Source organism: Nocardia flavorosea, from assembly GCF_015477805.1.
Classification (GTDB): domain Bacteria; phylum Actinomycetota; class Actinomycetes; order Mycobacteriales; family Mycobacteriaceae; genus Nocardia; species Nocardia flavorosea_A.
In genome coordinates, this window is record NZ_JADLQL010000001.1 from 1,267,222 (window position 1) to 1,293,191 (window position 25,970).

General features: G+C 66.9%; 23 protein-coding genes. 9 read left to right on the forward strand and 14 right to left on the reverse strand.

The window, feature by feature from the left end; translation table 11 throughout:
* Positions 1-36: 36 nt before the first annotated feature.
* From IU448_RS05660 to IU448_RS05700, 9 genes are all read left to right on the forward strand, one after another.
* On the forward strand, positions 37-696 hold the full coding sequence (locus tag IU448_RS05660; RefSeq protein ID WP_416382958.1) for a cyclodeaminase/cyclohydrolase family protein: 660 nt from the start codon (positions 37-39) through the stop codon (positions 694-696).
* A 218-nt stretch (positions 697-914) separates the two neighbouring features.
* Positions 915-1,196, forward strand: a complete 282-nt coding sequence (locus IU448_RS05665; protein ID WP_195054382.1) for a hypothetical protein — start codon at positions 915-917, stop codon at positions 1,194-1,196.
* Between the two features lie 269 nt (positions 1,197-1,465).
* Positions 1,466-2,617 carry a glycosyltransferase family 4 protein gene (locus IU448_RS05670; RefSeq protein ID WP_228812297.1) on the forward strand — a complete coding sequence of 384 codons (1,152 nt, stop codon included), beginning with the start codon at positions 1,466-1,468 and terminating at the stop codon, positions 2,615-2,617.
* A complete protein-coding gene (locus IU448_RS05675) occupies positions 2,614-4,725 on the forward strand; it encodes a glycogen debranching N-terminal domain-containing protein (RefSeq protein WP_195054384.1) in 2,112 nt (703 codons plus the stop codon). The genes IU448_RS05670 and IU448_RS05675 overlap by 4 nt, the downstream gene beginning before the upstream one ends.
* Before the next feature lie 119 nt (positions 4,726-4,844).
* Positions 4,845-5,597, forward strand: a complete 753-nt coding sequence (locus IU448_RS05680; protein ID WP_195054385.1) for a L,D-transpeptidase — start codon at positions 4,845-4,847, stop codon at positions 5,595-5,597.
* Positions 5,598-6,621: 1,024 nt separating this feature from the next.
* Positions 6,622-7,260: a hypothetical protein gene (locus tag IU448_RS05685; RefSeq protein WP_195054386.1), complete on the forward strand. Its 639-nt coding sequence runs from the start codon at positions 6,622-6,624 to the stop codon at positions 7,258-7,260.
* A gap of 68 nt (positions 7,261-7,328) precedes the next feature.
* On the forward strand, positions 7,329-8,321 hold the full coding sequence (locus IU448_RS05690; RefSeq protein WP_195054387.1) for an Acg family FMN-binding oxidoreductase: 993 nt from the start codon (positions 7,329-7,331) through the stop codon (positions 8,319-8,321).
* A gap of 146 nt (positions 8,322-8,467) precedes the next feature.
* The gene (locus IU448_RS05695; RefSeq protein ID WP_195054388.1) at positions 8,468-9,379 is read left to right on the forward strand and encodes an ABC transporter ATP-binding protein; all 912 of its coding nucleotides are present in this window, start codon (positions 8,468-8,470) and stop codon (positions 9,377-9,379) included.
* Positions 9,376-10,986, forward strand: coding sequence for an ABC transporter permease (locus IU448_RS05700; RefSeq protein ID WP_195054389.1), 1,611 nt, complete (start codon positions 9,376-9,378; stop codon positions 10,984-10,986). The genes IU448_RS05695 and IU448_RS05700 overlap by 4 nt, the downstream gene beginning before the upstream one ends.
* 121 nt (positions 10,987-11,107) lie before the next feature.
* On the opposite strand, the gene IU448_RS05705 is transcribed toward IU448_RS05700, so the two are convergent.
* From IU448_RS05705 to IU448_RS05770, 14 genes are all read right to left on the reverse strand, one after another.
* Positions 11,108-12,376, reverse strand: coding sequence for a cytochrome P450 (locus tag IU448_RS05705; RefSeq protein WP_228812032.1), 1,269 nt, complete (start codon positions 12,374-12,376; stop codon positions 11,108-11,110).
* A 495-nt stretch (positions 12,377-12,871) separates the two neighbouring features.
* Positions 12,872-14,089: a cytochrome P450 family protein gene (locus tag IU448_RS05710; protein WP_228812033.1), complete on the reverse strand. Its 1,218-nt coding sequence runs from the start codon at positions 14,087-14,089 to the stop codon at positions 12,872-12,874.
* Positions 14,090-14,101: 12 nt separating this feature from the next.
* Positions 14,102-15,373: a cytochrome P450 gene (locus IU448_RS05715; protein WP_195054390.1), complete on the reverse strand. Its 1,272-nt coding sequence runs from the start codon at positions 15,371-15,373 to the stop codon at positions 14,102-14,104.
* A complete protein-coding gene (locus tag IU448_RS05720; protein WP_195054391.1) occupies positions 15,370-15,993 on the reverse strand; it encodes a GTP-binding protein in 624 nt (207 codons plus the stop codon). The genes IU448_RS05715 and IU448_RS05720 overlap by 4 nt, the downstream gene beginning before the upstream one ends.
* Positions 15,968-16,315, reverse strand: a complete 348-nt coding sequence (locus IU448_RS05725) for a DUF742 domain-containing protein (RefSeq protein WP_033241677.1) — start codon at positions 16,313-16,315, stop codon at positions 15,968-15,970. Before IU448_RS05725 ends, IU448_RS05720 begins: the two co-directional genes overlap by 26 nt.
* Complete coding sequence (locus IU448_RS05730; RefSeq protein WP_195054392.1) at positions 16,312-16,746, reverse strand: roadblock/LC7 domain-containing protein; 435 nt, start codon at positions 16,744-16,746, stop codon at positions 16,312-16,314. The genes IU448_RS05725 and IU448_RS05730 overlap by 4 nt, the downstream gene beginning before the upstream one ends.
* Entirely contained in the window at positions 16,746-18,320 is a 1,575-nt protein-coding gene (locus IU448_RS05735) for an ATP-binding protein (RefSeq protein WP_195054393.1), read from the reverse strand. The genes IU448_RS05730 and IU448_RS05735 overlap by 1 nt, the downstream gene beginning before the upstream one ends.
* Positions 18,321-19,143: 823 nt before the next feature.
* On the reverse strand, positions 19,144-19,527 hold the full coding sequence (locus IU448_RS05740) for a metal-sulfur cluster assembly factor (protein ID WP_195054394.1): 384 nt from the start codon (positions 19,525-19,527) through the stop codon (positions 19,144-19,146).
* Positions 19,524-20,030, reverse strand: a complete 507-nt coding sequence (sufU, locus tag IU448_RS05745) for a Fe-S cluster assembly sulfur transfer protein SufU (RefSeq protein WP_195054395.1) — start codon at positions 20,028-20,030, stop codon at positions 19,524-19,526. Before sufU ends, IU448_RS05740 begins: the two co-directional genes overlap by 4 nt.
* A 3-nt stretch (positions 20,031-20,033) precedes the next feature.
* Entirely contained in the window at positions 20,034-21,287 is a 1,254-nt protein-coding gene (locus IU448_RS05750) for a cysteine desulfurase (RefSeq protein ID WP_195054396.1), read from the reverse strand.
* A gap of 1 nt (position 21,288) precedes the next feature.
* Positions 21,289-22,059, reverse strand: a complete 771-nt coding sequence (gene sufC, locus IU448_RS05755; protein WP_195054397.1) for a Fe-S cluster assembly ATPase SufC — start codon at positions 22,057-22,059, stop codon at positions 21,289-21,291.
* Between the two features lie 41 nt (positions 22,060-22,100).
* A complete protein-coding gene (gene sufD / locus IU448_RS05760; protein ID WP_280456536.1) occupies positions 22,101-23,231 on the reverse strand; it encodes a Fe-S cluster assembly protein SufD in 1,131 nt (376 codons plus the stop codon).
* 83 nt (positions 23,232-23,314) lie between these two features.
* A complete protein-coding gene (gene sufB, locus IU448_RS05765) occupies positions 23,315-24,751 on the reverse strand; it encodes a Fe-S cluster assembly protein SufB (protein WP_195054399.1) in 1,437 nt (478 codons plus the stop codon).
* Positions 24,748-25,602 carry a metalloregulator ArsR/SmtB family transcription factor gene (locus IU448_RS05770; protein WP_324188514.1) on the reverse strand — a complete coding sequence of 285 codons (855 nt, stop codon included), beginning with the start codon at positions 25,600-25,602 and terminating at the stop codon, positions 24,748-24,750. The genes sufB and IU448_RS05770 overlap by 4 nt, the downstream gene beginning before the upstream one ends.
* Positions 25,603-25,970: the final 368 nt, after the last annotated feature.

Consider the following 25,970-nt stretch of genomic DNA (forward strand, 5'->3'; position numbering starts at 1 on the left):
CTAACTTCGAGCTACCGTATCGAGAAAGGCCCGATCGTGTCGCAGCCCAACCAATCGCCCCAGCCCGCCGGTACCGGTTTCGGCCGGTCGCCCATCGGCGACTACCTGGGCGAACTCGCGGCGAAGGTGCCCGCACCGGGCGGCGGCGCGGTCGCCGCCCTGCATGCGGCCCAGGGCGCGGCACTGGTCGCCATGGTCGCGCGGTACACGACCCGGGCCAAGGACGCCGAACACCGGCCGGTCGTCGACCGGATCATCGAGGCGGCCGACGCGGCCCGCGAACGCGCGCTCGCCCTTGCCGACGCGGATGCCGCGGCATTCACCGCGGTGGGCGCGGCTTACAAGCTGCCCAAGGAATCCGAGAGCGAGCAGGCGCAGCGCAGCGCAGCGATCGAGGCGGCACTGCTCGAAGCCGCCCGGGTACCGGCGGCCGTGGTAGACGAGGCCGACGGCGTACTGGCTCTCGCAGCCGAATTGCTGCCGATCGGAAACCCGAATGTAGTCACCGATATCGGGGCTGCCGGTGCGGCCGCACGGGCGGCCGCGGTGACCTCACAACTGAATATCGAGATCAATCTGGGTTCACTCCCGGACGCGCGCGCCGCGGCCTTCACCGAGGTCCTGGGCCGGATTTCGGAAATCACCGCACGTGCGGATTCGCTCCACCAGGAAGTACTCCATACGGTCCGTACCTGAAACGCGTGCACATATCAGCACGCACAAATTAACCAGGTATATGCCGAACTGGGATTATTCGAGATATTAGTACGAACACGGCACGCGTAGAATGGGCGGCGTTCGGAGATATTCACACTGCTCCACCGCTCGACCCAGGCACCATCGGCTAGACCGGCCGGCGGAGTTCCGGTGGCCGGGAACTGTTTGCTCCAGCTCGACGAGTGCAGGAGGTAACGGTGAGGATCGGGTACACATCGGCGCCGGCCGCGGCGGAAGTCACCGAACCGGGAATCGATGTCATCACCGAACACGGAGTCGTCTCCAATATCGCCGACTGCTCGGCGGATCCGGGCACTTTGACACCGGGCCAGGCCCGGCGCGCCCACGATATCCACAGACTTTGTTCTCCCGAGTGTCTGGTCCGCAGACGCGCCGGCCTCACCCTGGCCATTGCCGCGCCACCGGACCGGTCTGCTTTCGGCATTTCGCCCGGCCGTTCGGCCCGTTACGGCGATTGATATTCCCGCGCGGCGGAGGCGAACAGCCCCGCATGCCGCGCTTCATTCCGGCCGCCGGGATATTCCGGCGTGCTTCCAGCAGCATCACCTCGACGAATGGTTCTTGATCAGCTCCACCCATTGGCCGGGCGGCGCTCGACAACTGTCGCGCGGCCACAAAACGAGGAGGAAAGTTGAGCACCATATTCACGAATGCTGATTCCGAATCGGATACTCCGGCGCGAAAACCCCGGCGCGCACGCTTCGGTGGGGCCGGGCGTAACCATCCGCTGAACATCGTGCTGGTGGCGCCCCCGTACTTCGATGTGCCCCCGGCCGGTTACGGCGGCGTGGAGGCCGTGGTCGCCGAACTCGCCGACACGCTGGTCGCGCGCGGGCACCGGGTGACACTACTGGGCGCCGGAAAGCCCGGTACGGATGCGGAATTCGTGCCGGTCTGGGAGACCACTCAGGCCGAACGGCTGGGCGACCCGTTCCCCGAGGTCGTCAACGCCCTCAAGGTGCGGCGCATGGTGGAGAAACTGGCCCGCTCCCGGCATATCGACATCATCCACGACCACACGTTCGCCGGACCCTTGAATGCCCCGGCCTACGAGAACCTGGGCATCCCGACCGCGGTCACCGTGCACGGGCCGGTCGACAACGATATGTGGGAGTACTACGGCGCTCTCGACGAGCACACCCGCCTGGTCGCGATCAGCGACCGGCAGCGCGAACTCGCCCCGAGCTTCAACTGGATCGGCCGTGTGCACAACGCGTTGCGCCCCAGCGAATGGCCGTTCCGCACCGAGAAACAGGACTATGCACTGTTCCTCGGCCGCTACGCCCCTTACAAGGGGCCGCAGCTGGCGCTGCGGGCAGCACACGAGGCCGGGATAAAGCTCGTCCTGGCCGGTAAGTGCAACGAGCCGCCCGAAAAAGCGTTCTTCGCCAAGGAGATCGAACCGCTGCTCACCGAATCCGACCATATCTTCGGTGAGGCCGACGCGGTGGCCAAACGCGAACTCCTGGCCGGTGCGCGCTGCCTGCTGTTCCCGATCCGGTGGGAAGAACCCTTCGGCATCGTGATGATCGAGGCGATGGCCTGCGGCACCCCGGTCGTCGCGTTGCGCGGCGGTGCGGTGGAAGAGGTCATCGAGGACGGCGTCACCGGCATCATCTGCGATCATCCGGACGAATTGCCCGCCGCCATCGCCAAAGCGAGCGAACTCGACCCGCATGCCTGCCGCCGCCGCGTCGAGGATTATTTCGGCGTGGATCAGCTCGGCGCGGGCTACGAGGCCGCCTATTACCGCATACTCGATGCATGGGACGAGGCCCACAGCAGGGGCCAGGCACTGTCCGCCGTCGGTATGCGCCGCAACGCCGTACCCGCGATCCGCGCCGACGCCGGCACGACACCGGTATGGAGTAGGGCATGAACGCAACGCCGAGTATTCTCAACTCCGGCCAGCCCGCCGCCATCAATGGCGGCGGGGGGACGGTCACCCTGGTCGAGGCAAGCACCTTCTGCCTGTCCGACCCACTCGGCGATATCCATTCCGGCACTTCGCAAGGACTGTTCTATCGCGATGCGCGCGTGATCTCGCGCTGGGAACTGCGCCTGGACGGCCAGCCCGCCGAACATCTCACGGTCCTCACGCCGGAGGCGTTCAAAGGGCGATTCATCCTGCGTAAGCCCCCACGGGCCGGGGTCGCCGACAGCACCGTTCTGGTGGTTCGCCGCCGGCTCATCGCCAACGGGCTCAAAGAGGCCATCTCCGTGCACAACCTCGGTCACGAGGATACGGCGATGACGATAACCCTGTTCGTCGACTCCGATTTCGCGGATCTGTTCGCTGTGAAGGAGGGCCGTAACCACGGCGGCGGCGCCGAACACAATGCCGTGGACGGCGATCTGCATCTGACCGATCACAACGAACCCGGCCGTGGCCTGACCGTCAGCGCCACGGGCGGGGCGGTCATGCTGCCCGGCACCATCACCTGGCAGGTGGTGGTGCCGGCCCGGGGCCGCTGGGATACCCAGATCCTGGCCCAGCCGGTGCTCGCCCACCGCAGGGTGCAGATGGCTTTCGGTGACGACGAGGACAGCCCGATCAGCCGGCTCAAGGCGTGGCGGGCCACCGCCACCGATCTCACCGCCACCGATCCGGCATTGTCCGAGGTGCTGCAGCGCACCGAGAGCGATCTGGGGGCCCTGCGTATCGACGGCAGTACCGACGGCGCCCCCGCCTATGTGGCCGCGGGCGCGCCCTGGTTCATGGCGCTGTTCGGCCGGGACAGTCTGCTCACTTCCTGGATGGCGTTACCGCTGGATTCGGCCCTCGCGGTCGGCACGCTGCGCCGGCTGGCGGATCTGCAGGGCACGAAGGTCGATCCGATCACCGAGGAGGAGCCGGGGCGCATCATGCACGAGATGCGGCACGGCCCGGCCAGCGGCCAGGTGCTGGGCGGCACCGTGTACTACGGATCGGTCGACGCCACCCCACTGTTCGTCATGCTGCTGGCCGAATGCTGGCGCTGGGGCGCCGGGGACGCGGTGGTGCGCGAACTGCTCCCGGCTGCCGACGCAGCACTGGCCTGGATCGACGAGTACGGTGACGCCGACGGCGACGGGTTCGTCGAATACCGCCGCAAAACCGATCGCGGACTGAGCAATCAGGGCTGGAAGGACAGTTTCGACGCGATCAACGACGCAACCGGGCATCTGGCCGAACCGTCCATCGCGCTGTGCGAGGTCCAGGGCTATGTGTACGCGGCGCGCCGGGCCCGCGCCCAGCTCGCCGAATACTTCGGGGATACCGGTACCGCCGAACGCCTGCGCGAACAGGCCGAAACGCTCAAGGCACAGTTCGACGAGGCCTTCTGGGTCGCCAAGAACGGCTGGTACGCGGTGGCGCTGGACGGCCAGAAGAACCAGGTCGACGCGCTGACCAGTAACGCCGCGCAGTGTCTGTGGACCGGGATCGTATCCGACGAACGCGCCGCCGAACTGATCGAACGACTCGCCGATATGGCCATGGACAGCGGTTTCGGGCTGCGCACCCTGGCCTCCTCGATGGGCGCCTTCAACCCGATGAGCTATCACAACGGCTCGGTGTGGCCGCACGACACCGCCATCGCCGTGGCCGGACTGTTGCGGTATCGGCATATCGCGGGCGCGAGCGAACTGGCCGAACGGCTCGCCACCGGACTGCTCGACGCGGCCTGCGAGTTCGGCGGGCGGCTACCCGAATTGTTCTGCGGGTTCGCCCGTACCGATTTCCGCTCCCCGGTCCCCTACCCCACCTCCTGTTCGCCGCAGGCCTGGGCGAGCGCCGCCCCGCTGCTGCTGGTGCGCTCTTTCCTCGGCCTGTCGCCGTGCGCGCCGACGCGCACCCTGCGGGTGACTCCGCAACTCCCGCGAGAATGGGGCAAGGTCGGCCTGACGGACCTGCGATTGGGTGCGGCCACGGTGAGTATCCACGCCGAGGGCTCGACCATGCATGTCCACGGGCTGCCCGACGACTGGAAACTCGTCACCGAATAGCAATCACCCGGTGTGTCTACATCGCAAACAGGTGCCGGGACGATATCCTGGCTGGTTTAGTTGATCATGGCCCCTTAGGATGGACCTCTGTCCACCAGTCCTCCGTAAGGGGTGGAACCATGAATATTGTTGCCCGGCACCTGTTTCTGGCTCTCACGATCGCACTGTCACTGATCGTCTTTCCGGCGGGCGCGAATGCCGTGACGGCCGGTGCGGCCGATTCCACGGCCGTCACCTCGGTCGCTCCGGCCGACGGCGCAGTCGTCGGAATCGCCCATCCGGTTACCGTCCGGTTTCCGGATACGGTCACCGATCGCGCACGCGCCGAGAAATCGCTGACGGTCACCGCCGACCGGCCCCTGCCCGGTACGTACTCCTGGCGCGGCGACCGGGAACTGACCTGGACACCGAGCGGTTTTCTCCCGGCGAACACCACTTTCACGGTGAACTTCGGTGATCAGCACACCCAGTTCCAGACCAACGGCGGAGTCGTCGCCGACGCGAACATGTCCACCCACACCTTCACCGTCTCCATCGGCGGCAACGTGGTGCGCACCATGCCGGCGTCGATGGGTAAGCCGGGGTTCGAAACCCCGACCGGCACCTATCCGGTCCTGGAGAAGTTCCGAAACCTCATTTTCGATTCCCGCACCATCGGGATCCCCCTGGATTCGCCGGAGGGGTACCTGATCGACGGCGAGTGGGCCGTACGGCTCACCTGGGGCGGGGTCTTCGTTCATTCCGCACCGTGGTCGGTGGGCCAGCAGGGCAATTCCAATGTCAGCCACGGGTGTATCAATCTGGCCCCCGGTGACGCGGCCTGGTACTACGAGAACGTCGGTATCGGTGATCCTGTGAACATTCACTGGTGAGCCGGCCCGGCCCCAGCGCTGCGCCGCGCCCGCCGATCCACTAGAAAAGTGGTCAGCGAGCGCACGCAGTGAATCGATGAAGGGGGCCCGCGTCATGGACCGACCGCCGCCGGGTCCCGGCACCGGCGGGGAGAACCCGCCCACCCGACCCGGACCCGATGCCGACGATTCCGGCCGCAGGCGCCCCCCGGAACATCCCCCGTTCCCGGACTCCGGCGGGCAACGGCCGGGACCCGGCAGCACGAACGGCCCGGTGCTCCCGGCCAGGCGCGGCCACACCGAACCCGGGTATCCGCCCGACGAGCCGCAGGCGGATCCGATGCCCACCGTGCCCATCCCGCTACTGCCGGATATGGGCAGCTCTGCCTCGGGAACTCCGGCCGGCTCCCGGCCGGGCCTGCGAACCACAACGGAGCCCTCGTCTCCGGGGGCAGCCGCCCCGGATTTCCCACGACACACCGGATCACCCGGCGCCGGCGTTCCCACCCCTTCAGCACCCGATACAGCAGGTCCCTGGACCATTCCCGCCGGCACCACAGGTGGTCCCGAACCGTCGCCGCCGGACCTCGGCAGTTCTCGGCACGGGCAGCCGGCCGCGGATACCCGCCGCCCGATACCTCCGCGATCAGCGGAGCCGCATCGCCGGCATCGGGACTCGGCGGGGTCGCACAACCTGCCTGGGACCACGGCCGATCCCGTACACCGGCCGCCGGCCGGAACCGGACCGGAGCATCGACCACCCCGCCCGGCCGGTTACCCGGCGGACCCGCTGGATGCCGGCGTGCCGGGTCATCTTGCGGCCGAGGCAGACGAGCCGCTTTCGAACGCCCGGTACGAAGGTAATTGGGCGGACTGGATGATGTCTTCGGACGGCTATCCCCCGAGACCCGGCGGCGACACCGTGGAACCGCATCCGTCCGGGCCAGGTGCTGCTCCGTCAGGCGACGAACCTCCGGTCGAGGAGGTACGTGCGCCGGAAAACCCGGAGGACGCCGGGCAGGCGCCGGGTTCGGGTACCGCTACCGTGCCGAGCACCGCGCGTGAACGGCTACGGGCCCGGCTGACCACCCACGAGAGTTCCACCCCGATTTCGGCGACCACCCGCCCGACACCTGCTCCCGGGCGAAACCGGTCAGCTCCCATATTGCTGGGCATCGCGGGGCTCGCGGCGCTCGGAGCCGCTGCCTATGTGCAATTCGCGGTCGTGGGCGCCGGCGAACCGGACCCCGCGACCACGGCGCCGAATCCACCCGCGGCCGCGGCGGGCGATGTCTCGTCGGAGGCGGACCCCAACTGTCCGGCCGAGCGTATCGGGAACACGATCCAGGGCAACGGCCCCGGCGGCACCGGATCCGGAACCGATGCCATCTTCGGTTTCCAGCACGCCTACTACGTGGCCCGGTCCGCGGAACAGGCGCGGACCGTGGTGGCCCCGGATGCCGCGGTTCCACCCGCGGCCGATATCCAGCGCGGTATCGACACGATCCCGGCAGGAACCACGCACTGCCTCCGGATTACGCCGGGCGCGTTCGTCGGCCAGTACACCGTGGTCGTCACCGAACACCGGCCCGGGTCCGCGCCGCTCGGGTACAACCCGCAACTGGTCACGACGATGCGAATCGGTGACCGAACCTTGATCACCGGTATCGGCCCCATGCCCTGACTGCCACGATTCGGTCCGGATCTCCTCAGGTGGTGGTCGGCCGTCCCGGCGCCGGGCAGACTCGGAAGATGGACGCTACCGGTACGGCTCGGGTTCCCGACCATCCGACGGTGCAGGCCGCGCTCGCCCTGGCTCGCCGCGCCCCCTCGGTCCACAACACACAGCCCTGGCGGGTCGTCTTCGACGGTCACCGGCTGCAGTTGTACAGCGATACCTGCCGGCGGTTGTCCTCGGCCGATCCACAGGGCCGGCAATTGATCATCAGCTGCGGCGCCCTGCTGGACCATATCCGCACTGCATTCGCGGCGGCGGGTTGGTCCACGCGGGTGACCCGGTTACCCGATACCGCCGCGGACCATCTCGCCGAAGTCGAGTTCGAGCCGGCCCGGGATGTCTCCGATACCGTCCGGGCGCGGGCGGCGGCCATCGACCGCCGCTACACCGACCGGTTGCCGATGCTGCCGCCGCGCGATTGGGCTCGAGTGGAGCCCGCGCTGCGGGCCGCGGCCGCGGCCTGTGCGATCGATGTGACCGCGCTCGACGCGTCGGCCCGGCTGCGGCTGGCCGCCGCCTCCGCGCAATCGGCGGCATTACGGGCCTACGATCCGCAGTACCTGAACGAACTGCACTGGTGGGCCGGTAACGATTCGCCTGCCGACGGTGTGCCGATCTCCGCGCTGGTCTCGGCCGCGGAACTCGCCCAGGTCGGGGTGGGCCGGGCCTTCCCGGCCGCGCCGCCCTCACTGCGGCGCGGCGAACTCACCGATGCCTCACAACTGTTGGTGCTGGGTTCGGACGCGGATACGCCCGCCCAGTGGCTGCGGTGCGGCGAAGCCCTGTCCGCGGTGCTGCTCGAATGCACGGCCGCGGGGCTGGCCACCTGCCCGCTGACCCATATCACCGAGGTCCCCACCAGCCGGCGCGCTATCGCGAACCTGGTGCCCGGACAGGTGCAACCGCAGGTGGTCGTCCGGGTCGGTACGGCGCCCACCACTGCCGCACAGCCCCCGACGCCCCGCCGCGCGGTCGGCGATTTCCTCGATCTGCACCGACTCGGCTGACACGCTGCCGGAAGCCCGTGGCGGGGCGAGCACCGGTAACCGACCGACCTGACCGCCGCCGGCACGTCCGGCCGCTGCGCCGACCACACCGATGCCTCGGCGCGCAAAACCCGGTGATCTCGGCGGCACCGGAATAGGGTGCACCCATGACAGCCGTGATCGATATCTCCGGTCTGGTGAAGACCTTCGGCCGAACTCGCGCCCTGGACGGTCTCGACCTGCAGGTCTCCTCCGGTGAGGTGCACGGCTTCCTCGGACCCAACGGCGCCGGTAAATCCACCACCATCCGCGTCCTGCTCGGTCTGCTGCGCGCCGACGGCGGATCGGCACGGCTGCTCGACGGCGACCCCTGGTCGCAGGCCGCCGAATTGCATCGCCGACTGGCCTACGTACCGGGCGATGTGAACTTGTGGCCCGGTCTCACCGGCGGCGAGGTGATCGATCTGCTCGGGCGGCTACGCGGCGGCCTGGACGAGGGCAGACGGAAGGACCTGCTGGAACGTTTCGACCTGGACCCGACGAAGAAGGGCCGCACCTACTCCAAGGGAAACCGGCAGAAGGTCGCCTTGGTCGCGGCACTCGCCTCCGATGTGGAACTGCTACTGCTCGACGAGCCCACAGCGGGCCTGGACCCGCTGATGGAAGCGGTGTTCCAGGAATGCGTGGAGGAGGTGCGCCGGGCGGGCCGGACCGTTCTGCTGTCCAGCCATATCCTGGCGCAGGTGGAGGCGCTGTGCGACCGGGTGACGATCATCCGGCACGGCCGGGCGGTCGAATCCGGGACGCTGACGCAGCTACGCCACCTCACCCGGACCTCGATCGACGCCGAAACCCAGCGTCCGGTCACCGGGTTGGCCGAACTGTCCGGGGTCCACGATCTGATCGCCGACGGCACCCGGGTCCGATTCCAGGTGGACACCGTCGACCTGGGCGCAGTGCTGGAACATCTCACCCCCTTCGGGATCCGCAACCTGACCAGTCAACCCCCGACTCTGGAAGAGCTGTTCCTCCGTCACTACGGCGACGAACTGGCGGCGGCGGGGGTGCCGGAATCGTGACCGTGCGGGATACGGCCCGATATACGGGCACCTTCACCGGTACCGGTGTTCTCACCCGGTTCGCGCTGCGCCGCGAACGCCTGCCGCTGGTGGCCTGGATCGTGGGCGGCACCATGATCTACTGGTCACAGGCGGTGGCGCTGGACGCAGCCTATCCCTCACAGGCCGAATTGGACGCACTGGCCGCCAGCCTGGGCAGTAATGCCGCGATGATCGCGATGGCGGGCCCACCACGGGTGCTGAACACGGTGGAAGGCCAGGTCGCTTTCCAGTCCGCGGCATTCGGGATGCTGGTGGCGGGGCTGATGGGTATGTTCCTCATCGGCCGGCACACCCGGTCCAATGAGGAATCCGGACGGGACGAACTCATCCGTTCGGGTGTGGTGGGCCGTTACGCTCCGTCCTGCGCGGCGGCGGTGGTGGCGGTGGCCGCGAATATCGTGCTGGGCGCGGCGATCGCACTCAGCCTGATCGGTTACGGACTCCCGGTCGCGGGCTCGATCGCATTGGGAGTCGGCGCCACCTGCGCCGGTCTGGTGTTCGGCGCGGTCGCCCTGCTGGCGGCCCAGCTCAGCGCGAGTACCCGCACCGCCTATGCGATCACGGGCGCTGTCCTGGGTATCTCGTATCTGCTGCGCGCGGTCGGCGATGTCGGAAGCGGTGTACTGTCCTGGTTCTCGCCGCTGGGCTGGGGTCAGGCGATGCGCCCCTACGACAACGAGATCTGGTGGCCCGCGCTGCTATCTCTCGCAGCCGCGACCGGAATCGGGATCGTGGCGGCACGAGTGCTGGACCGGCGGGACTTCGGCGCCGGATTGCTTCCGCCCCGTCCCGGCCCGGCCCGCGCCACCGAAACCCTGCACGGCACGTTCGGCCTGGCCTGGCGGCTCCAGCGCGGCGGCCTGATCGGCTGGGCACTGGGTATGTTCTTCGGTGGCCTGGCCTTCGGCACGATCGGCGACGACGTCGAAGATCTGCTGGGTGAAATCGACCTGAATCAGGTGCTGGGCCAGAATATGGGCAGTATGGTCGACGCCTTCTACGCGATGGCGGTCGCGATATTGGCGATCATCGGTTCGGCGTATACGATCTCCGCCGGCTTGTGCCCGCGCGGTGAGGAATCGGCCGGCCATGCCGAGCCTCTGCTGTCCACCCAGCTCACCCGGATGCGCTGGCTGGCCGGGCATGCGGTGATCATGCTGGCCGGATCGGCGGTCGTGGTCGCGCTCAGCGGTTTCGGGATGGGCCTCACCTACGGTATTTCGACCGGCGAGCTGTCACAGACGATCACGCTGACCGGTGCGGCACTGACCTACCTGCCGGCGGTATGGGTGCTCGGCGGGATCACCTTGTTCCTGTTCGGTTTCGCACCGCGGGCCACGGCCGCGGCCTGGCTGGCAATGGCCTTCTGCGTGGTCGTGCTGATGTTCGGCGCGACTCTGAAATTCCCCGCTTGGCTGATGAGCCTGTCACCGTTCGACAACATCCCACTGGTACCCGCTCAGCCGCTCGACCTCACCCCGGTGCTGATCACCCTGGCAGTTGCCCTGATCCTCTGCGCGGCCGGCGCTTTCGGCCTCCGCCGCCGCGACCTGGAATCCAGCTGATCGCCGCGTGTCGGGTCCGGCCGGCCGCGCACCGGCGTCCACTCATACCCGGCAATCCGGGGGTCCGCCTCTCACCGCGGTTTGCTCAGCGTGCGGTTCACCGGAGACCGGGACGGCGGATTCACTGATCGCCCGTGGGAATCGGTGGGCTCGCGGGGAAGGTGACCGGCAGCGAGACCAGCGCGCGATGGAACGGGCCCGGTCGCCAGCGCAGTTCCGCACGCGGTACGGCGAGCCGCATTTCCGGAATCGCGTCCAGTAGCTGGTCGATGGCATCCTGGACGATCAGCAGCGCCACCGATTGGGCCGGACAGCTGTGTGGGCCGATGCTGAACGCCAGGTGCGACCGATTGTGGGCCGGCCCGCCGGCATTGATCGCGGGATCGTTGTTGCAGGCGCTCATACTGATCACCACCGGTTGCTGCGCCGGCAGCCAGATACCGTCGATCAGCATGGGCTGACGTGGGTAACTGATGCAGTAGTTCGCCATCGGCGGATCGTTGAACAGCACTTCGTCCAGCGCGTCGCGAGTGGACAGGCTGCCGTCGAGGACCGTGGCGGCAAAACGTTCGTCGGTGAGCATCAGCAGCAAGGTGTTCGTGATGAGGCTCTTCGGCGGCTCGGTACCGGCGCCGTATATCAGCGCCAGTTGCTGCCGAGTCTCCTCGTCGCTCAGATGAACCGGATGCTGCACCAGGCGGCTGGTGATATCGTCGCCCGGCTGCATGCGTTTGAGCCGGGCCAGCTCGAGCAGGGCGTCGGCCTGCGCCGCATTCCCGTCGCCCGCGTCCACGGTGTCGAACATGGCCGCCAGCCCCTGTGCCGCCCGATGCCCGAGTTCGGGTGGGCAGCCGAGTATCGTGTTGAGGGTGGCGAAGACCAACGGGGACGCGTACTGGCCGACCACATCGCAGTAGCCGTCCGCGCAGAACGCGTTGATCAGCGGGATCGCGTTCTTCTCGATGATGGCGTGCAGTTCGTGCATATCTACACCACCGATCGCCGCGACCGCGGCCGATCGGTAGCGCGTCCGGTCGTGCCCCACGGTGCGCAGCGGGTTCGGGCGGTATTCCATCATCGGCAGCACCGGGCAGTCGGCACTCACCCCCTGCTGCCAGACCCGCGGGTCGGCGGGGAAATGCTCGGGATCGTGCAGGATCCGCACCGCGGTGTGGTAGCCGATCACCAGGGTGGCCGGAACGCCCGGCGCCAGTTCCACCGGGGCCAGCGATCCGAAGCGTTCGCGCATCTCCCGGTAGGCCCGGTGCGGGTCGGCCGCGAATTCTTCGGTATACAAGGGGATTCGTGGGCCGCTGGTGTCGACGGGAGAGCCATGGGCCGGCGGGACGCTGTCGACAGCGTCGTACCGATCGATTTTCGCTGTGGTCAAGACATCACACTCCGAGGTTCGTACGAATCGGGAACAGTGCGGGTTCGCAGACCTATCCGCCGACTCATACCTCCGTTCAGCGACGTCCGCGACGAGCCATCAGCAATGAAGTTGTGCGTTGTTACGCTACCGGCCACAACGCCGCCGTACAGGCGATTTCCGATGCCCAGCGAAGAAGTTCCGTCTCCCTGTCCGGGATTCAACGGCGGCAAGGGCGAAACGACAACCGGTACCGCCGCCAGGGCACAGTGGAACGGTCCGGACGCCGGTCGCCCCGTACCGCCGACTCCGTTTCCGGGAGCGCGTCCGGGTTCCACTCCATCATCGGCCGGAAAGGCGAGGCCGCCGCGATACTGTCCTCCCCGGCAGGTCGATCCCGCGGGCGAACAGTTGTTTCGCCGACGAATTCGCCGACCCTACATCGCGTTCGGCGACCCGGCGCGACGGACCATCACCATGAAGTTGCAGGAATCCGCCCTGAGCACCGTACCGGCATCAGGACAGCTGCACAGGCAATTCCTGATGTCCGTTGGAAACGAAACTGACCACGGGTTTCAGCTCGCCCGGATCCACCGCCAGCCGCATATCCGGGAAGCGGCGGAACAGGGCGGGCAGTGCCAGCTCGGCTTCCATCCGCGCCAGCGGCGCCCCGATGCAGTGGTGGGCGCCGTGCCCGAAGGCGATATGGTCTTTGACCGTCCGCGCCGGATCGAAGGTATCCGTGGTGGGACCGTGCACTTTCGGGTCACGACTGGCGGCGGCGTAGGACGCAAGGATGGCTTCGCCCTTACCGATACGCAGACCTTCGATCTCGATATCCTCCACCGCGAAACGCAGTGGCAGATGCGCGACGGGGGCCTGGTAGCGCAGTGTTTCCTCGACCACATCTGACCAGCTCACCGTTCCGGCCAGCGCGGCCGCGCGCTGGTCCGGATGGGTGAGCAATGCGACGATGGCCTGGTCCAGCAGGTTGACCGTTGTCTCGTGGCCCGCGTTGATGACCAGCATCAGCGTATCGACGATCTGATTCTCGGTGAGCTGCGAACCGTCCTCGTCCCGGTTGGTGATCATCACGCTGGTGATGTCGTCACCGGGGTTCGCGCGCCGGTAGGCGACGAGTTCGGTGACCAGGCCGTACATCTCGACGTAGTTGGCCTGCGCCTCCTGCTGGCCGATGGTGGTGTCGAAATACCGGTCGACACAGACACGCAGACCGGGGCCCAGAGTGTCCGGGACTCCGAGCAGTTCGGTGATCACCTGGATCGGCACCGGATAGGCGTAGTTCTCGCGCAGATCGACGATCTCACCGGACGGGACCGCGGCCAGTTGGTCGAGGAGTTCGGCGACGAGGGCCTCGACCCGGGGCCGCAGACTCACGGTCCGCCGGTGGGTGAACGCGGGCGATACCAGTTTGCGCAGCCGCCGATGGTCAGCGCCGTAGGCGGTGAACATGTTCTCCACCGCAATCCACGGCAGCAACGGCCAGTCCTCGGTGATCTCACCGTTGGCGAACGCCGTCCAGTGCTGCCGCGGATCCTTCGAAACCCGCGGATCCGCCAGCAGGCTCTTCAGCACCGCCGCGTCGGTGACCGCCCAGGCCGGCACCTCGCCGGGCAATTCCACCAGCGCCGCCGGCCCCTGGGCACGCAGTCGCGCGGATTCACCGGCGACATCGGCACCGGCCATATCCAGGACGATGGTTTCGCGTTCCAACGAACGTTCTCCTTAAACGGTATTCAGGGGTGGCGACGGCGGGAAGACGACCGGCAACGCCGCCAGGGCGCGGTGGAAGGGCCCCGGGCGCCAGCCGAGTTCCGCGGCCGGCACCGCCAGCTCCAGCTCCGGGAGCGCGTCGAGCAGTAGGTCGATCGCACCCTGGACCACGACGAATGCCGGAGACTGTGCCGGGCAGGTATGCGGTCCGATGCTCCAGGCCAGATGGGACCGGTTACCGATATGGTCGCCGCCCCGGATGGCGGGATCGTTGTTGCATGCGGCCAGGCTGATCAGCACCGGCTGATGCGCCGGTAGCCAGGTGTTCTCCACAAGAATCGGCTGACGCGGGTAGGTGGTGCAGAAATTCGCCATCGGGGGGTCGTTGAACAACACTTCGTCCAGGGCGTCCCGGGTGGACAGACTGCCGCCGAGCATACTTCCGCCGAACCGCTCGTCGGTCATCATCAGCAGCAGAGTGTTGTTGATCAGGTTCTGCTGCGGTTCCACACCGGCGCCGTAGAAGCTGATCAGGTTCGACAGCAGTTCTTCGTCGTCCAGTTTCGCCGGATGGTGGACCAGCCGCGAGGTGACATCGTTACCGGGATCGGAGCGCTTCTGGAAAATCAACTCCATCAACGCCTCGCTGAGATGGTTCATCCCCCACTCGGCGTTGACCGTATCGAACAGCGCGGCCATCCCGTTGGCCACGCGCTCCCCCAATTCCGGTGTGCACCCGACCATCCGGTTGAGCACCTCGAAAACCAGGGGAAACGCGTACTGGGTGACGAGATCGGCCTTCCCGGTTTCACAGAACGAGTTGATCAGCGGAACGGCGATCCGCTCCACTGTCTGATGCAACTCGTGCAGGTCGATCCCGTCGATCGCGTGCACATACGCCTGGCGATAGCGCAGATGCAGATCACCGCTGTTGCGCAGCGCGTTCGGATACCACTCCATCATCGGCCGGATCGGCGAATCGGGCGGGATGCTGCCCTGCCAGGTCCGTGGATCGGCCGGGAACCGTTCGGGATCGTTGAGAATCCGGACCGCTGCCTCGTACCCGATCACCAGGGTGGCCGGTACGTCCGGAGCCAGGTCGATGGGGACCAGCGAACCGTACCGGCTGCGCATCGCGGCATAGGCGCGATGCGGGTCGCCGGCGAATTCCTCGGTATAGAGACTGAATCGTGGGCCAACGCCTCCGGTAGGTTCTCCGTGGACCACCGGACAGCCGGCGAACGGAGGTTGTTGCTGGGGAACCGGAGAGTACTGCGTGGTCAAAGACGAGACTCCAATCGATGGAACAAATATTCGACGAGCGTGATCAGCCCCTGCAGGCAGGTACGCCGATCCCGGGCGTCGAGCGCGACGAGCGGAGTGTCGTCGGTCAGATCGAGAGCTTCCCGGATTTCCGACAGCGGATAGCGATTCGATCCCTCGAACTCGTTTACCCCGACCGCGTAGGGCACACCACGTTCCTCCAGTGTGGCGAGCACCTCGTCGGCCTTTTCGATCCGCCGGGTGTCGACCAGCACCAGAGCGCCCAGGGCCCCCTTCGCCAGTTCCTCCCACAGCGGGATGAACCGCTGCTGTCCCGGCGTGCCGAAAAGATACAGCGCCAACTCGGGATTGAGCGTGATGCGGCCGAAGTCCATCGCGACCGTAGTAGTCGTTTTCGATCCCAGTCCGCCCAGATCGTCGATGCCGACGCTGGCCTCGGTGATGGTTTCCTCGGTGCGCAGCGGTTTGATCTCCGAAACACTGCTCACGAAGGTAGTTTTGCCGACGCCGAAATTACCGGCGACCAGCAACTTCACCGACCGGGTCACCGTCTCCGCAACATAGTCGACCGCGCGGCCGTAATCCGCGGACCGATCAGGCCGGGAGAGCACGGAGCCCATTGAGTACCTCCTCGAGCAGGGCGATCTCCGGCATGATCTCCGCCGGGGTCGGGATATTGAGGTGTCCGCTGTCCAGCAGATCGGAGACGACGATCGTCACCACCGACGGCGGCAGGTCGAGATACGCGGCGACCTCCGCGATCGACAGGGCACCACGAGCGCATACATCGACCACTCGGCGCGCGTCCGGAGTGGCGCCCGGCGCCGGGTCCGATACGGCGACGACAAGCGTCACCAGACCCAGCTCGCGGGTCGGACGCGAGCGCCCGCCGGTCCGCACATAGGCACGGACCAGGTCTGGGTCACGCCGCGACCGGCTCATTGCAGATCGCCGCCGTGCGCGTTTCTGCGGGGTTCGCTACCGAGCTCGTGGCCCACCCGGCCGGCCAGCTCGTTCATGCGATGTGCGATGAGACCCACATCGATATCGGTCATGGTCGCCACGCCCAGCAGTGCCCCCTCGCCGGCGGCGGTGATCATGATCATGCCCTGGTCGTATTCGGTCATGTTCTGCCGTACATCGTTTCCGGTGCTACCGCAGAACTCCCCGAGCGCCTTGCCCAGCGAACGCAGGCCCGAGGCCGCGGCCGCGAACCGTTCGGCATCGTCTTTGGCGATACCGGCAGAATGCGCGATACGCAGCCCGTCCTCGGAGAGCAGAACGGCGAATCGGACGCCGGGAACCTCGAGATCGTCCAGTAACCAGCCCAGTTTATTGGTGCTGTCTGATACCACTGTCCTCGGTGAACCCATCAGGATGTCATCCCTTCGGTGTTTTCGGATGCGGCGGCTCGGCCGCTCTTGGAGCCGCTCTGCCAGGCGGCGGCGATATCGGGGCGAGCCTGCCCCGGTTCGGTCCTGGATTGCCCGGACAGACGATCGTTGATATCCGCGGGTACGGCCGCGGCACGGCGGCGCCGCCTGGGCAGACCACCGCTGGTGATGTCGTGCACGGTGGTCCGCTGTTCGGTACCGGGCTCGGCGGATTCGGCTGCCGAGGCCCATTCACCGGGCGCCGGTGACTCGGCCGGCGCGGGAACCGCGGCGTGCGCGCCGGTCTCGGCGGCGGCGTGTGCGCCGCCGCGCGCCGACATCGTATTGCCCGCCAGGGCGTTACCGTTACCGCTCGATACCGAGGATGCCTGGCCCCCGGGTACCGCGGCGAGTTCCCGGGGAGCCGGGCCGCCGTTGGATAGAGCGTCGTTGTCGTTATCGGCCTTGGGAGCGACCAGCAGTGCCTCCGGAATGTAGACCATGGCGCGCATACCGCCGTAGGCGTTCGGGCCGTCGATGTAGACGGTGAAGCCGTAGCGGCGAGCGAGGGCGGCGATGCCGGGGAAACCGACCTTGGGGGCCGGGCCCAGCTGGTGGATATCGACCGTGCGTTCGTTGGCCAGAACCTGGCGCGACTCCTCCATCTGCTCGGCGTTCATCCGCACACCGGCGTCGTCGACGATCACGGTCACGCCGTGATGGCCTTCCTGGAAGGTGACGTCGACGAACGAGGTGGGCGGCGAATAACGCAGGGCATTATCGATGAGGGAGGCCAGGGTGTGCACCAGCGGTTCCACCGCGCGACTGATGACGACGCGATCCAGCTGGGCGGGCCGCACACGCAGGTAGTCACGCACACGGCCGGTTGCGCCGCCCACCACATCGGTGAGCGACTGGGCGGGCCACCGGCGGCCGGGCAGGCCGCCGCAGACGATCACATAGGACTGCGCCTGGCGGATCATCTGCTGCACGGTGTGGTCGATACGGATGAGGGTCTCGTACACGCGGTCGTCCCGGTGTTCGCGCAGCGCCGCGCTCACCACCTGAGAGACGTCGGCGCCGAGGCTCACCACCGAGGTGCCGAACGAACGCACCGCGGCGCTGGTTGCTTCGCGGGCAAGAGATTCCGCGCGCTCGCGGCCACTGTCGGCCTCGGTGCGTACGCTCTGCTCGGCGGCGGCGACCGCCGCGCGGGTTTGTTCCTCGGTTTCGCGGGTGACGGTTTCGCGGGTTTCGCTCTGGACGGTGCGCAGATCTTCGGAAACCCGATCGAGTATCCAGCGCACGCACTGCGCGAAGCGCGAGTTCTCCAGTCCTGGCGGTACTTCGGGCGCGACGGCGGTCTGTTCGAACCGGCGTACGGATTCCGATAGCGCGGGCAGTGTACTGGCGGCGAGATGTTCGAGGGCATCTTCGCGAACGGCCAGCTCCCGCTCGAGTACGGAGAGGCGCTTCTGTTGTTCGCGCACGGCCCGAACGGCGTACCACGCCACGCCGAGCACCAGTAAGGTGGCGAGGATCCAGGGAAGCAGCACGGCGGTATTCAGATTCATCAGCTTTCTCGTCGTTGACGGGGCTCGAGGTGCGCCACGCGGTGCCGTGGCATGCCACGGCGCTTCGTCTCGCCTTCCTCGCGACGCCGACCATGTTCGCCCCTGGCCGGATGAGGTCCGCGCCGGGCACCGGCGGTCCGGTCGGTGACATATCCCTTAGGCACTTTCGGCTACTCGAAAGTAACTAAGGGACAAGTCATTCGGCCGTTCGCTGACCATCGGAGCACATCCTCGATGGCCCGGAACCCGACGACTCGCTCACAGTAGCAGCATTGTGGTGAACTCTCTCAATAACCGTCGATAATCGATTGTCACCGATCCGTGATAGTGCCGCGACCTCGCGAAATGCGGAAAGGTATTGCGCGGGTGAAGATCACGAACTCGATTCCCCCGGCCGCGACCCCCGCGGCCGCGCGCGTGCCGCAGCCCACAGCGTGAGGCCGTCCCTATCACCAGCGGCGGAGCCGAAACCGGACCGAGCGGTCGGCGATTGGCAACATGCGCCGAAAATTGATATTGAGGCAGCGCGCGAATGCCGGGGCATACAGCCGATAGCGGAGCCGGCCGCGCGGAAAACAATAACCCCGCGATGCACAATCCCCGTCCGCCCGCCGAGTCGGGATGTGCGAATATGTCCCGTATCCGGTAGCACACCGGCATTAACGGGTGGAAATGCGACCGTTCACAATCGACCGCACAGCGGTCCATACCGGCGGATGGCTCCCGCCCGCCCGGCCGGACCAATTCGGGTATAGACCGCTTTCGGGCGGCGACCGATCGGTCGCCGCCCGAAAGCCGGTATCCGCTGTCGCGCAGACTCCCCCTAGACGGTGAATCCCAGCGCCCGCAATTGTTCCCGGCCGTCCTCGGTGATCTTGTCGGGACCCCACGGCGGCATCCAGACCCAGTTGATCTTCAGATCGTCGACCAGACCGCTGCGCACCAGCGCATTACGGGACTGATCCTCGATGACATCGGTGAGCGGACAGGCCGCGGACGTCAGGGTCATATCGAGTACCGCGGTACTCTCCTCGACCCGCATTCCGTACACCAGGCCCAGATCCACCACATTGATACCGAGTTCGGGATCGACCACATCGCGCATCGCCTCCTCGAGATCGGCGAGCTGCGCGAGATCCTCGGCCGACAATTCGGCCTCGGCGGGGGCGCGATCCGCAGTGGATTCGGTGGCGGATGTATCGGTCATGATGATTCCCCGTTCCGTACTCGGTCGGTCTCCGGCGCCGCGGCGGCCGGGGCAACGGTATCGGCGGCACCGTCGATCCGGAGCACCGCGTCCTTGAACGCCATCCAGCCCAGCAGGGCACATTTCACGCGGGCCGGATACTTGGCGACACCGGCGAAGGCGATCCCGTCGCCGATGACGTCCTCGTCGCCCTCGACGGTACCCCGGCTGCCGATCATCTCGTTGAACGAATCGACGACCCCCAGCGCCTCACCCACGGGCAGGCCGATCACCTGATCGGTGAGCACCGAGATCGACGCCTGGCTGATCGAACAGCCCTGCCCGTCGTAGGACACATCGGCGACATCCCCGTCGTCGCCGAGCTGCACCCGCAGGGTCACCTCGTCCCCGCAGGTCGGGTTCACATGGTGCACCTCGGCGCCGTACGGCTCCCGCAACCCGCGATTATGCGGGTGCTTGTAGTGGTCCAGGATCACTTCCTGGTACATCTGCTCCATACGCATGTTCTAGGCAACCCCGAAGAAGCTCTGGGCCTTCCGCACTGCGGCGACCAGTTTCTCCACTTCGTCCACGGTGTTGTACAGGGCGAACGAGGCACGGGCGGTCGCGGCGATACCGAACCGCCGGTGCAGCGGCCAGGCGCAGTGATGCCCCACCCGGATGGCGACACCCTCGTCGTCCAGGATCTGCCCCAGATCGTGCGCGTGGATACCGTCGGCGACGAAGGCCACCGCACCGCCGCGGTCGACGTTCTCGGCCGGCCCGACGATCCGGATACCCGGTACCGCCCCCAGCCCTTCCAGCGCCGCCTCGACCAAAGTGTGTTCGTGTGCGGCCACCGCGTCCATACCGATATCCCGCAGATACCGAACGGCGGCTCCGAGCCCGACCACCTGAGAGGTCATCGGCACACCGGCCTCGAACCGCTGCGGCGGCGGTGCGTAGGTGGTCTCCTCCATGGTGACCGTTTCGATCATCGAACCGCCGGTGATGAACGGCGGAGTCTCGGTGAGCAGCTCCCGTTTGCCGTACAGCACACCCACACCCGAGGGACCGAGCATCTTGTGCCCGGAGAACGCCGCGAAGTCCACGTCCAAGGCATGGAAGTCGACCGGCGCGTGGGGCACCGACTGGCAGGCGTCCAGCACCACCAGCGCACCGACCGCACGGGCCCGGCGCACCAGTTCGGCGACCGGCGCCACCGCGCCGGTGACGTTCGACTGGTGGGTGAAGGCCACGACCTTGGTGGCCGGTGAGAGCTCCAGCGAGGACAGATCGATCCGGCCGTCCTCGGTCACCCCGTACCAGCGCAGGGTCGCGCCGGTCCGCCGGGCCAGCTCCTGCCACGGCACCAGGTTCGCATGATGTTCGAGTTCGGTGATGACGATCTCGTCGCCGGGGCCCACGTGGTAGGGGAAGCGCGCATCGGCGAAGGAATACGTCACCAGGTTCAGCGATTCGGTGGCGTTCTTGGTGAACACGATCTCGTCGGCCTCGGCGCCGACGAAACCGGCGATCTCGGCGCGAGCCGCCTCATAGGCGTCGGTGGCCTCCTCGGACAGCTGATGCGCGCCCCGATGTACCGCCGAATTGCTTTCGAGCAGGAAATCGCGTTCGGCGTCCAGCACCGCCAGCGGCCGCTGCGAGGTGGCACCGGAATCCAGGTACACCAGCGGCTTCCCGTCCCGGACCGTACGGTTCAGGATCGGGAAGTCGGCCCGGATCCGGGCGACGTCGAAGGCGGGAAGGGTCGCTGTCATATCACGCTCCGGCGGTGGCAGTCTGAGTGAATTTCACATAGCCGTTGGCGTCCAGTTCCTCGGCCAGCTCGGGGCCGCCCTCGGCGACGATACGGCCGCCCACGAAGACGTGCACGAACTGCGGCTGGATATAGCGCAGGATGCGGGTGTAGTGGGTGATCAGCAGAACCCCGCCGTTCTCCCGCTCCTTGTAGCGGTTGACACCGTCGGAGACGATACGCAGTGCGTCCACGTCCAGGCCGGAGTCGGTTTCGTCGAGGATGGCGATTTTCGGCTTGAGCAGGCCCAGTTGCAGGATCTCGTGCCGTTTCTTCTCGCCGCCGGAGAAGCCTTCGTTCACACTGCGTTCGGCGAAGGCGGCGTCGATATCGAGTTCGTTCATCGACTCCTTCACCTCCTTCACCCAGTGCCGCAGCTTCGGCGCCTCACCACGCACCGAGGTGGCGGCGGTCCGCAGGAAGTTGGACATGGAGACCCCGGGAACCTCGACGGGATACTGCATCGCCAGGAACAGGCCGGCGCGCGCCCGCTCGTCCACCGACATCTCCAGCACGTCCTCACCGTCGAGCGTGATGGAGCCGCCGGTCACGGTGTACTTGGGATGTCCGGCGATCGCGTAGGACAGCGTCGATTTACCCGACCCGTTCGGTCCCATGATCGCGTGCGTCTCACCGGATTTCACGGTGAGGTTCACGCCCTTCAGGATCTTGACGGTATCGCCGTCGGGAGTGGCGACCTCGGCGTGCAGGTCCTTGATTTCCAGGGTGGTCATCGGTTTCTGAATTCCTTCGGTGGCTGTGGCTGAGTGGTCGGTCAGGCGCCGATGGCGGCGAGTTCGGCCTCGATGGCCGCCTCCAGCCGCTCGGCGACCTCGGGCACCCCGATCTTCTGGATGATCTCGTGGAAGAAACCGCGCACCACGAGACGACGCGCGGCGTCCTCCGGAATACCGCGGGCCCGTAGGTAGAACAGCTGCTCGTCGTCGAAACGACCGGTCGCCGACGCATGTCCGGCGCCGACGATTTCACCGGTTTCGATTTCCAGGTTCGGCACCGAATCGGCGCGCGCCCCGTCGGTGAGCACGAGATTGCGGTTGATCTCGAAGGTGTCGGTGCCCTCGGCGGCGGCGCGGATCAGCACATCACCGACCCACACCGTACGGGCGTCGCCCTTGGACGAGGCCGGGTCGCCCTGCAGCGCACCCTTGTACACCACATTCGATTTGCAGTGCGGTACCGCGTGGTCGACCAGCAGACGCTGTTCGAAATGCTGTCCGGCATCGGCGAAGTAGAGGCCGAGCAGTTCGGCGTCGCCACCCGGGCCGGCGTAGCGCACGGTGCCGGTGAGCCGGACGAGATCGCCGCCGAGCGTCACCGCGGTATGCCGCAGGACCGCATCGCGGCCCAGGTTGGCATGGTGGGCGGTGGCGTGCACGACATCGTCGGCCCAATCCTGTACGGCCACGACGGTGAGTTTGGCGCTGTCGCCGAGGACGAATTCGACGTTCTCGGCATAGGTCCCGCTGCCCCGCTGATCGATGACGACGGTCACGACGGCGAATTCGGACAGCCGCACCTGCAGATGCCCGTAGGCCGTCTTCCCCTCGCCGGGGCCGGTGATCCGCACGACGACCGGGTCGGCGACCTCGGTCTCCTTGCCGACCGAGATGATCGTGGCCTGTTCGAACCCGGAGTACGCCTGCGCCGCCACCCGGTCGGCGGGAGTGCCACCTTCACCGAGCCTGGCATCATCGCGACCCACGGTCTCCACGGTGACACCGGGCGCGTCGGTCACCTCGACACCGGCCTGTCCGTCTGCGGTGGCCGTGCCGTTGTGCAGGCCGCGCAGCCGGCGCAGCGGGGTGAACCGCCACGCCTCGTCTTTACCGGACGGGATCTCGAAGGCATTCACGTCGAAGGAGGTGAACACCTCGCCCTTGTTGATCGCCGGTGTACGAGCCTCCGCGGCCTCCGAAAGATTCGAAGGACGACGGGCTGCACTTTTCGGTTCGCTCGCAAGCTCGCTCACTAGCCGACGGCTCCTTCCATCTGCAGTTCGATCAGGCGGTTGAGTTCGAGCGCGTACTCCATCGGGAGTTCCTTGGCGATGGGCTCGACGAACCCGCGCACCACCATCGCCATGGCCTCGTCCTCGGTCAGACCGCGGCTCATCAGGTAGAAGAGCTGGTCCTCCGATACCTTCGAGACAGTCGCCTCATGCCCCATGGTCACGTCGTCCTCGCGGATATCGACATAGGGGTAGGTATCGGAACGGCTCACGGTATCGACCAGCAACGCATCGCATTTCACCGTCGACTTCGACCCGTGCGCGCCCTTGTTCACCTGGACCAGGCCGCGGTAGGAGGCCCGGCCACCGCCACGCGCCACCGACTTGGAAACGATGGTCGAGGAGGTGTGCGGCGCCAGATGCACCATCTTGGCGCCCGTGTCCTGATGTTGCCCCTCGCCGGCGAAGGCCACCGAGAGCACCTCGCCCTTGGCGTGCTCACCGGTCATCCATACGGCCGGGTACTTCATGGTGACCTTGGAGCCGATATTGCCGTCGATCCACTCCATGGTCGCGCCCGCCTCGGCCTTGGCCCGCTTGGTGACCAGGTTGTAGACGTTGTTCGACCAGTTCTGGATGGTGGTGTAGCGGCAGCGGCCACCCTTCTTCACGATGATCTCGACCACGGCCGAGTGCAGCGAATCCGATTTGTAGATCGGCGCGGTGCAGCCCTCGACGTAGTGCACATAGGCGTCCTCGTCGACGATGATCAGCGTGCGCTCGAACTGGCCCATGTTCTCGGTGTTGATCCGGAAGTAGGCCTGCAGCGGGATATCGACGTGCACGCCCGGCGGGACGTAGATGAACGAACCACCCGACCACACCGCGGTGTTCAGCGCGGAGAACTTGTTGTCACCGGCCGGGATGACGGTGCCGAAGTACTCGCGGAAGATCTCCGGGTGCTCCTTGAGCGCTGTATCGGTGTCGAGGAAGATGACGCCCTGCTGTTCCAGATCCTCGCGGATCTGGTGGTAGACGACTTCGCTCTCGTACTGCGCGGCGACACCCGAGACCAGCCGCTGCTTCTCCGCCTCCGGGATACCCAGCTTGTCGTAGGTGTTCTTGATGTCCTCGGGGAGATCTTCCCAGGTCTCGGCCTGCTTCTCGGTCGAGCGCACGAAGTACTTGATGTTGTCGAAGTCGATACCGTCGAGGTTGGATCCCCAGTGCGGCATCGGCTTGCGATCGAAGATACGCAGCGCCTTGAGCCGGTTCTCCAGCATCCAGGAGGGCTCGCTCTTCTTGTCCGAGATATCGCGTACGACCTCTTCGGACAGACCACGCTGCGCACTGGCGCCCGCCACGTCCGAGTCGGCCCAGCCGTAGCCGTAGTTACCCAGTGAGGCGATGGCCTCCTCCTGGGTCAGCTGCGGCGCCTGGTCGGTGGTGGTCGTCATTCGGCACTCCTTCCGGAGTCGTTCGTTGCGTCCGTTGCGGGCTGTGCAACGGTTGATGGTGAAGCGTTGTTCGGTTGGGGGCCGCCCGCCCGGTCCGGCAGGACGGTGAGCGGGACATGCGTGGTGCACGCGCAGTCGCCGTTGGCGATGGTCGCCAACCGCTGCACATGCGTGCCGAGCACTTCCCGGAAAGCCTCGAGCTCGGCCTCGCAGAGCTCGGGGAACTCCTCGGCCACATGCGAGACCGGGCAGTGGTGCTGGCAGATCTGCACACCGGCGCCCACCCGCCGGGTGCTGGCGGCGAACCCGGCGTCCGACAGCGCCGTGGCGATCTCGTCGGCCTTCGCCACCGTTTCGGACCGAACGGTATCGTCCCCGGCCGCAACCGCTGCATCCGACCGCCCGGGCAGGGGATCGATCCCGTCGACCAGAGTGCGCGCCCGCTTCCTGGCGAAGGCGGTGACGGCATCTTCGCCGCCGATCTCCCGCAGTTGCCGGATGGCCGCACCGGCCAGATCGTCGTACGCGTGCCCCAGCATGCCGCGCCCGGCGGCGGTCAATTGGTACTGCTTGGCCGGACGGCCACGCCCCTTCTGCTGCCACGGCGCGGACCGGCCCGCCCTCGCCTGGCCGGATTCGATCAGCGCGTCCAGATGCCGGCGTACGCCGGCCGGAGCCAGGCCCAGCGCGGTACCGATCGCGGTCGCGGTGATAGGGCCCTCCTCGAGCAGCAATTGGATGATCGCCGCTCGGGTATGCCCCTCACCGCCGGTCACGGGCGCGCCGAGGGACCCGGAACCGGCCCGGTGACCAGCCCTTTCGTCCACATTCGGCAAACCCACAGTTTTCACAACATCAGTGTGGCGGAATTCCTTCCCGAAATCTAATAAGGGTGCCCTGACCAGGAAGGGCACCACCGCGCCACCCGTTCCGGCCGGAACCGGAAATCCCCTGTTCCACCGAGAAAGTCCCGTTCACCTCGACCGGACCAGATTCCTACAGTGATCTGCTTCACTGCTCCGGCCACGCGGCCGGAGACCGGATCATCCTCCGCCCGGTTTGCTGCCCGGCTGCGCAGGGCGGTCGTTCACCCGCGAACAGAAACTGCTCTGTGTTCGCGAGCGGGGACGATCCCGGTCCCCCGCCCCGCTTCCGCCCGCGCGACCCCCCTGGCGAATCGGCCGACGGCCGATAACTGAGCGATATCCGGCAACGGCAG